This window comes from Candidatus Symbiopectobacterium sp. NZEC135 (assembly GCF_025962695.1).
In genome coordinates, this window is sequence record NZ_JAGFPF010001515.1 from 1 (window position 1) to 510 (window position 510).

Sequence of the window (510 nt, forward strand, 5' to 3'; positions counted from 1 at the left end):
AGCAAGAAAGATTTCGGCCATTCCCCAGCTTTTCAGCCAGAATAGCCAGATGGCCATTACCCGTTTCAGCCGTAATGGCATATCGCCGCGCAGCGACAGCAGGATAACCATCACCATGGAGAGCGCCGGGATCACCTGAACAAACAGCATAAACAGGAAGGCGACGCTGGCGTAATTATCGGACACCATCACCTGCGGGATCTCAAACAGCGATATCTCACTGGTGGTGCCCATGTCAGCATCAGCAAGGCGCTGAAGGCAAAGCCAATGGAGCGCTGGTGCGCCTGATTCTGGCGGTTGGCCAGGGTTGATTTACAGCGCGGACACACTGCCTTCTGCCCGTGCTTCAGGATGGGTAACTCCACCAGCATGTCGCACTGGGGGCACAACATGTAGTCGTCATGTCTCGCGTTATGATTGCACACGCTCTGCCTCCTTTATCTTTCGCCGAGCGGCACCCCAGTCAGGAGCGCCGCCGCCGTTAACCTGTCGAAGGCTGGTGTTTCCCAC

The 510-nt window shown here is 56.7% G+C and carries 1 protein-coding gene; it reads right to left on the reverse strand.

All coding sequences use genetic code 11. The features are described 5' to 3' along the window. Window positions 1-234 (reverse strand): paraquat-inducible protein A (locus J5224_RS35110; protein WP_264629401.1); only part of this gene is annotated, 234 nt, incomplete at its 3' end. Between the last annotated feature and the right edge of the window lie 276 nt (window positions 235-510).